Source organism: Candidatus Villigracilis proximus (genome assembly GCF_016717045.1).
GTDB lineage: Bacteria > Chloroflexota > Anaerolineae > Anaerolineales > Villigracilaceae > Villigracilis > Villigracilis proximus.
Genome location: NZ_JADJUO010000010.1, coordinates 235,650 through 243,663, shown reverse-complemented (window position 1 = coordinate 243,663; position 8,014 = coordinate 235,650). Strand labels below are relative to the sequence as shown.

The following is an 8,014-nucleotide window of genomic DNA, read 5'->3' as shown; positions in this document are numbered from 1 at the left end:
CAACTCTGGAGACAAACCATGAAATCCTACGAACTGAACCAACTCATTTCACAGCATGCCGACTCAAAAAAAACTTTATCTTGAATTTCTCGGGTCCCCGACCTGAGCATGGGAGTGTACATCCTCCCCGCGGGCGGGATCGATCCGCAAAGCCCGCACACAGAAGATGAGGTCTACTACATCGTCAGTGGCAAGGCGCAAATTCAAGTGGCAGATGAAAACCGTGCTGTACAGTCAGGTTCAATTGTATATGTGGCAAAGAACGTGGAACATCGTTTCCACGCGATAGAAGAGGAATTAACCGTGATCGTCTTCTTCGCGCCAGCAGAATATTCATTGAAGGGATAAGCATAAATGCATCTCCCTTATTTTTACACCTCTCAGATCCATTGAGATGGATCAAATGGACATAAAAATCAGAACAAAAAAATATTCGGTGATATTCTTTGGTGGGCAGGTGGGTTGGGCTGTTGCTCTTATCACAAACTGGCATCAGATCTCTCCTTTCCTTTTTACCGGTACAGGATTACAGATTTTTATCAACCCGGATCTTTCAAAAATGATCCAGCAATCCTGGCGGCAATCGTTACGCCGATCCGGGAATCGCCCTTTATTCAGCTTGTTTATTCTGTCGGTTCCAATATTTCAAAGTATCCGTCAATCCGGCATGGTTCGCAGATCTCGAATCACATACGCACATGCAGCACAGGCGCTTTTATTATTATTTGTTTATGCCTTATTTTCCCGCCCGGCCAGATCAGTGGTTTGGCGGAGGAATATGCAAACACAAGCCTTATTATGTTCACGAAGCTGTCGACGGTAAGTTATCACCGCCGCTTTTTAATGCCCGCGATCGCCCATATTCTTTTTATGCGCGGGCCATTGTTCTTTCTAATGTTTTCGTTTATCTGCACCTGGCATTGATCTTTGTCCTTCGGCTATGGTTCGAGTCCAATCAAATTCGAGTCTCTTTCTGGCAGCTTATCTCACTTGGAACAACAAGTTTTATATATTTCCAAATACGAACTCCAGGATACCCCGATGTTCTTATCAGCATCTTTATTCTTCTCTCTTTTATATTCGTCCAGGACACAAGATCAAAACTGTCCCTGTTCGTACTATCGCTCGCATCACATGAAGCGAGTTTGATTATTTGGTTCTCTCTTGCATTAACCTTGTTTAACGCCAAAGGATTTATACAGTTTTTTGTGATCAGCGGCATCTATATCTTTATGCTATTTGCTCTCAATGATGGTATCGCCGGGGTGCTGGCAACCAGAAACCTTGGCGAAAAATCAAATTTAATGTGGATACTGGATGACCCCGCAAGAGCCTTAATGGGCATTGTTTTTTCACTCAAAGCGTTATGGATTATGGTGATCGGCGCAATTACATATCTATTATCAAAAAGAAGAACAAAAGAAGCATTTCAGATCATCGTCATACTCCTGTCTGGAATCTTAATGATCTTCATGGGTGTTGATACCAGCCGATTATTCGGGTGGACTTTCATGGCAATATTAATTTCATGGAAAGTTCTGGAACACTCGGAACATAATTGGAAAAAAATAATCAATATCACACTAATCGTTAACCTCCTGATACCCTCCGTTGATGTGTACATGTTCGGGCAGCCTGTTATCATGTCTGGTTTCTATCAATACATTTTCAGCTTCTTCGCCAATTTCTAGCTGAACCATGTCTTTACTTTTGAAAGGTTAAATAAATGCTCAATCTCAAAACCACTCCATTCCATGAACGAACGTCCGCGTTGTGCCAGCCGCAGAATTGGCGCAAGTGGGCGGGATACTTCGTCGTCGGGTCGTATGAACATACGATCGACCGCGAGTATTGGGCGATCCGCAATGCGGCGGCGCTGATCGATGTCTCACCGCTGATCAAGTATGTGATTAAAGGCAAAGACGCGGCGGCTTTGCTGCATCGCGTCACCACCCGCAACATCCACAAGATGAGCGTGGGACAAGTCTTCTACACTGGCTGGTGCGATGAAGAAGGCAAGATGATCGACGATGGCACCGTCACCCGCTTCGATGAGACCACCTTCCGCCTCACTGCCGCCGAACCGAATCTGCGCTGGCTGATGATGAACGCGGTCGGCATGGAAGTGGGAATTACCGAAGTCACGGACGATGTGGCGGCGCTTAGTTTTCAGGGACCGAACACGCGCAAGGTCTTGAACATCGTCGCCGAGAAACCCGTGGATGAGTTGAAGTATTTCCGCATGATGAAGAACAAGATTAGCGGAGTTGAAGTCACCATTTCACGCACAGGCTACACAGGTGACCTCGGTTACGAAATTTGGATGGACGCGAAAGACGCGCTTCCAATCTGGGATAAGTTGATGGAAGTCGGCGGCGATTACGGCATTGCGCCTGTCGGCATTTTGGCAATGGACATGGCGCGCGTGGAAGCAGGTCTCTTCATGCTGGATGTGGATTACACCTCCGCATCCCACGCGTGGATTGAACCGCAGAAATCATCTCCCTTTGAGCTGGGACTCGATTGGACAGTCGCACTCGATAAACCCGGCTACTTCGTCGGTCGCCGCGCGCTGGAACGTGAGAAGCGCGAAGGCTCCACATGGAAGATGGTCGGTTTGGAAGTGGATTGGGTTGGCATGGAAAAGTTATTCGCAGGCGTTGGTATGCCGCCGCAAATCCCTGGCACAGCCGTGCGCGGAAGTTTGCCGATCTTTGTTGGTAATGTACAAGTGGGATACGCATCAACTTCCACATGGTCACCTGTGTTGAAAAAATACATTGCCCTCGCGCACATACAGAAGCCCTACTTTGAAGTCGGCACCGATGTACGCATGGAAATCACAGTCGAACATCACCGTCAGCACGCGCCTGCCAAAGTGGTCAAGCTGCCGTTCTATGAGCCTGAGTGGAAGAAGAAATGAACCATGATGAACGGTGATAAACAAAGATGAAAAATTCGGACACGGATTTCACTGATTACACGGAAAAGAACGGATTTTTTAAACAAAAAAGAATCCGTGTTAAACCGTGAAATCCGTCCAATCCGTGTACAAAAAATCTCTGTTCATCTCCGTTTACACCTGCACTGGCGTACGGTGCAAGTGTCTCTGGTGATTAAAAGGAATTATCTATGACATCTAATCAATACGACGCAATCATCATCGGCGGTGGTCACAATGGACTTGTGGCTGGCGCATACCTCGCGCGGGCAGGCAAAAAAGTGGTCGTGCTCGAGCGCAGACATATCGCGGGCGGCGCGGCAGTGACCGAGGAAATCTTCCCTGGCTATAAATTCACCGAGTTTTCGTACGTGGTGAGTTTGTTACGCCCTGAGATCATCCGTGACTTGGAATTGCCCAAGCACGGACTCAAAATCCTTCCGCTTCCTTCCACCGTCACCCCGATGGAAAACGGAGATTATCTCGGCGCATGGGACGACCACGACCTGACCCGCCGCGAAATCTATCGTCACTCCCCCAAAGACGCGGAAGCCTATGATGAATATGCCCGCGTTATGGCTCGTGCGGCAAAAGCCATCAAGCCCATCATCAATCTCATTCCGCCTGACCCGTCCTCACTCAGCGTGAAGGACTTGATGGGCTTGCTCAAAGTTGGTCAATTCGCGGCGAATCTTTCTGAAAAAGAATTGTACGCCATTGCAAAACTCGCCACCCAATCCTCAGCGGATTTACTTGAAGAGTGGTTCGAGTTTGACCCGTTGAAAGGCACCAAAGCTGCCAGTGGAATCATCGGCACCTTCCTCGGTCCGCGTTCGCCAGGCACGGCGTACGTTTTGCTCCATCACTACATGGGCGAAATTGACGGCGCGTTCCGCGCGTGGGGTTTTGCCAAGAACGGCTCTGGCGGAGTCAGCGGCTCCATCCTTAGCGCAGCGAAAGCGCTCGGAGTGGAAGTCAGACTCAACGCAAGCGTGAAGCAGGTCATCGTTAAGAATGGACGCGCTGTTGGCGTCGCTCTCGAGAACGGCGATGAACTCACATCCAAAGTTGTCATGTCCGCCGCAGACCCGAAGCGTACCTTCCTGCAATTCGTTGAACAAAAACATTTCCCCGATGAGTTCGTCACCGCGCTGCAAAACTTCCGCACACGCGGCTCGTCGGGCAAGGTCAACATCGCGTTGAGCGAACTGCCCAACTTCACCGCGCTGCCATTCAAAGGCAAAGGTCACGACTCGGCGCTGCATCGCGGCGCTGTGTCCATCAGCCCGAGCATTGACTACATCGAGCGCGCCTACGACGACGCGAAGTACGGGCAGATTTCCAAGCGCCCGTATCTCGATATGATTTTCCCATCCATGATTGACCCAGACATGGCTCCTCCCGGACAGCACGTGATGTCCTGCTTCGTGCAATACGCGCCGTACGACCTCGAAGGCGGCTGGAACGACACGCGGCGGGACGAACTCGGCGAAGCGGTCGTCTCGACCATCGAACAATACGCGCCGAACATCCGCAAAGCCATCGTCGGCATGCAGGTCATCTCACCGAAAGACATCGAAGCCATCGCGGGCATCACGGGCGGCAACATCTTCCACGGCGAACTGCTGCTGCACCAAATTTTCTTCCTGCGCCCCACCCCGCAATGGGCAGACTTCCGCACCCCGCTCAAAGGCTACTACTTCGGCGCAAGCGGCGCGCACCCAGGCGGCGGCGTCATGGGCGCGGCAGGCATGTTGGCGGCAAAAGAAATTTTGAAGGATGGAATGTAGACGATAGACCGCAGACGATGGACCACCGCTTCTTTCTTAACTGTGAGCTGATTCTGTAAAATGAGATTGACTTTACCTTTTGGTTTTGTTCAATAAGACCTGAAATAATGGATAAGTAAAATGGATGAAAAAACACTTTTAGAAAAATATTCTCCAATTCATAATCCTTGGTTCTCTAGTGAACTTACCTATGAAGGGTGGGGAAAAGCATCCTTTGAAAACCCATCAGGCACTGTTGAAGGAGAGACCAAGGTAACGGTTAATGAACTGGGCGATCTCAAAATTGAAATGAAATATGAGCGTTTAAACACGGAAATGCAGATAGAAAGTAATTCAGAAACATATAGAATACTAAAGTTTTTGTACCGCACTTTTGGGAATCCAAACCAAGTTATGATTCCTATTGGGTCAAATAACAATCATCCTTGCACGAAATTGAGCGTTCAAACAAGCGATGGAATTTTTACTATAGAAGGCAATATTTATTGGACAACACTTGAAACTCATAGTTATATTGTTTTCTGGTTTTCTCGTGGCACTTTTATCACAGAAAACAAAAAAGAGCCAAAGTATTGGGTTGCGCCATTGGTTAACCTGACTACGACCTTTCGTCAGAACACTCATCCATTATTGACTCAACACCCACTAAGGCAGTTTTCAACCCCTGAAGTTGTAGGTATAGATGAAGAAAAAGAGAAGCAAATAGCATGGCACACTTCTAATCGAAGGAATTTTTTGATAGGTTTTAATTTTGGAGAACAAGTCGGTTTTATTGAACCTCTTCCTGACTACACAGAAAGGGATGAAAATTTAAAATCTGGGAAAGAGAAACAAAGTGTAACTTCATTAATGATTGGGGAGTAACTGTTAACACAAATACTGCTTGGTTTCCTCATCAGTACACTAATCTGCTTAGCTTTGCTTTGGGTATAGAAATCGGGGCTTCATGGTTGGAAATTAGAGATGATGAGGGCAAGTTAATACGTAGAGAGCATTTCCCATCAAAAAAGACCGCTTATGAAAAAGGTTACTCAGCCATAAGTGAGTCTTTACACAACGGTTTAGGACATCTCCTTTCTGTTGCAAGCAATTCTTTAGAGTTTAATCAAACTTATTTTCGTGTGTTGATTAGCCATCTAATAGATTTACTTCCATATTCACGTCACTTTGAAAACACGATGACAGTACTAACTCGCGCAATTGAGGGATTAAGTGAAAAGCACGGCTTTGGGTCGCAGAATTTAATGGATTACTTGCCTGCAGAGTACCAGCAAAGAGTAAAAGAAGTTTTGATGGAAGCAAAAAACAAAGTAGAAAAAATAATGCGGCAAGCTCAAAAAGAGAACTTAATTGAGGCAAGCACCACGCTCAGAAGAATAGGAAACAGAATCGAAAACGCGAACAATAAAGACGGCGATTTTGGTTTAAAAGTAATTGAGTTGTTGAGGTTTTACAAATTGCCCGATTCAGAAATTATGGAAAAACATTACTCTGAGATAAACGGCGGAAGTAGAAATTGGGCAAGTTTTTTATCTCAAATACGAAATGCCCCAATACATACGGGCTATTTTGAGATGGAGAATGGTACTTATGAATCGGGTGAAATAATAAAAACTCAGGATCATCTGCATGATATTCTCATTCGTATAGCGCTTAAGACTTTAGGTTACGAAGGTGAATATCAGCCAAGAGTTATTGACCATCTGACTGATGGAAGAACAGTAAATTGGGTAACAAAAGAATCAACTGTAACTGATCTAGGATATAAGAGGAATTATTCATGACAAATCACTACGACACCATCATCATCGGCGCGGGGCACAATGGACTTGTCGCTGCCGCATATCTCGCCAAGCAAGGCAAAAAGGTTCTGGTTCTCGAACGCCGCGCCATCGTCGGCGGCTCGGTTGTGACAGAATCCTTCGGCGAAGGCTTCACCGCTGACGCCGTTTGGACAGGCGGAACTCTCCGCCCTGACATCATCAAGGACTTGAAACTATCGCTTCCCAAAGTAAACGAAAAGCCAGCTTTCATTTCTCTGCAATCTGACGGCAAACACCTCACCCTCGACGCCGAGTCCATCAAACGCATCTCCGAAAAAGACGCGGCGCGCTTCCCTGAATTTGTCCGCTTCATGGATAAAGCCGCGAGCATTCTCGACACCGCCTACGCCACCATCATGCCGCGCCTGCCGCTGAACTTCAACATCCGCGAAGGCTACGGCTTGCTGGAGTTGGGACTCGAACTGAAACTCGCGGGTCGCAAAGACATGCTCAACTTCATCCGCGCCCTGCCAATGACCGCGCAGGAATTGCTCGATGAATATTTTGAATCGGACGTGGTCAAAGCAGCGATTGCATCTGTCGGCATCCACGGATTCACGCTGGGACCGATGGGCGCGGGTACAGGCTACACCTTGATTCACAACTGGATGAATCGCGGTGGGCTGGCGAATGTCAACGTTGGCAAAGCGGGTGAGATCACAACTGCTTTAGCGAATGCCGTGAAATCTTTTGGCGGTGAAATTAGAACCGAGTCAGAAGTAAAAAGTATCAAAGTAGAAAGTCAAATCGCGAAAGGCGTCATCCTCGCGAACGGCGAAGAGATTCTTGCAAATCAAATCCTCTCCTCCGCAGACCCGAAACACACCCTGCTCAAACTCGTCGGCGCACAGGATTTGCCACCCGACTTCGTCTGGCACACCCAATCCATCAAAATGCGCGGCTCGGTGGCGAAAGTCCACTTGCAGACGAATGGCAATCACGGCATCCCCGAAGGGACAGTCGTCCTCGCCCCATCCATCAAATACCTCGAACGCGCCTACGACGCATCGAAGTATGGTGAGATTTCTGAGAAACCTTATTTGGAAGTAACAACTTCGGGCAACACGGTTTCCATCCATTTCCAATTTGCGCCGTATGCTTTGAGAAATAGTGAGTGGAAAGTGGAAAGTGCAAAGGTTGCCGAGTTGGCAATCAAGACATTGGAAGAATACTTCCCCGCACTTCACGCATCACGCATTACGCATCACGTCATCACGCCTCAAGATTTGGAGTCCACCTACGGTCTCACCGAAGGCGACCTCAACCACGGTCAACTCATGCTCGATCAATTCCTGTTCATGCGACCGATCCCAGGCTGGTCGAATCACAAGACACCCATTGATAACTTGTATCTCTGCGGAAGCGGAGTCCACGGCGGGGGGGGAGTCAGCGGCGCGGCAGGACGGAATGCAGTCAAATCATTGAAGTAAACAAAAAACATCCGAAACAATGAAGTTTCG

At 47.9% G+C, this 8,014-nt stretch carries 7 protein-coding genes and 1 pseudogene; all 8 read left to right on the top strand.

Features of this window, described 5'->3' with window-relative positions; genetic code table 11:
• Positions 1–18: 18 nt before the first annotated feature.
• A pseudogene (locus IPL71_RS13230) lies at positions 19–348 on the top strand (cupin domain-containing protein).
• Between the two features lie 55 nt (positions 349–403).
• A complete protein-coding gene (locus IPL71_RS13225) occupies positions 404–823 on the top strand; it encodes a hypothetical protein (RefSeq protein WP_345322296.1) in 420 nt (139 codons plus the stop codon).
• A gap of 322 nt (positions 824–1,145) precedes the next feature.
• Entirely contained in the window at positions 1,146–1,691 is a 546-nt protein-coding gene (locus tag IPL71_RS13220) for a hypothetical protein (protein WP_345322294.1), read from the top strand.
• Between the two features lie 35 nt (positions 1,692–1,726).
• Positions 1,727–2,923, top strand: coding sequence for an aminomethyl transferase family protein (locus IPL71_RS13215; RefSeq protein ID WP_345322292.1), 1,197 nt, complete (start codon positions 1,727–1,729; stop codon positions 2,921–2,923).
• A gap of 209 nt (positions 2,924–3,132) precedes the next feature.
• Entirely contained in the window at positions 3,133–4,731 is a 1,599-nt protein-coding gene (locus IPL71_RS13210) for a phytoene desaturase family protein (RefSeq protein WP_345322290.1), read from the top strand.
• Between the two features lie 120 nt (positions 4,732–4,851).
• Positions 4,852–5,595 (top strand): hypothetical protein, encoded by a 744-nt coding sequence (locus IPL71_RS13205; RefSeq protein WP_345322288.1) that lies wholly within the window; start codon positions 4,852–4,854, stop codon positions 5,593–5,595.
• Between the two features lie 59 nt (positions 5,596–5,654).
• Positions 5,655–6,515, top strand: coding sequence for a hypothetical protein (locus IPL71_RS13200; RefSeq protein WP_345322286.1), 861 nt, complete (start codon positions 5,655–5,657; stop codon positions 6,513–6,515).
• Positions 6,512–7,984, top strand: a complete 1,473-nt coding sequence (locus IPL71_RS13195) for a phytoene desaturase family protein (protein WP_345322284.1) — start codon at positions 6,512–6,514, stop codon at positions 7,982–7,984. The genes IPL71_RS13200 and IPL71_RS13195 overlap by 4 nt, the downstream gene beginning before the upstream one ends.
• Positions 7,985–8,014: the final 30 nt, after the last annotated feature.

Excerpts from the sequence above, each read along its gene's own strand:
- IPL71_RS13225 (WP_345322296.1), top strand. The coding sequence starts at position 404 with ATGGACATAAAAATCAGAACAAAAAAATATTCGGTGATATTCTTTGGT.
- IPL71_RS13215 (WP_345322292.1), top strand. The coding sequence starts at position 1,727 with ATGCTCAATCTCAAAACCACTCCATTCCATGAACGAACGTCCGCGTTG.
- IPL71_RS13210 (WP_345322290.1), top strand. The coding sequence starts at position 3,133 with ATGACATCTAATCAATACGACGCAATCATCATCGGCGGTGGTCACAAT.
- IPL71_RS13205 (WP_345322288.1), top strand. The coding sequence starts at position 4,852 with ATGGATGAAAAAACACTTTTAGAAAAATATTCTCCAATTCATAATCCT.
- IPL71_RS13195 (WP_345322284.1), top strand. The coding sequence starts at position 6,512 with ATGACAAATCACTACGACACCATCATCATCGGCGCGGGGCACAATGGA.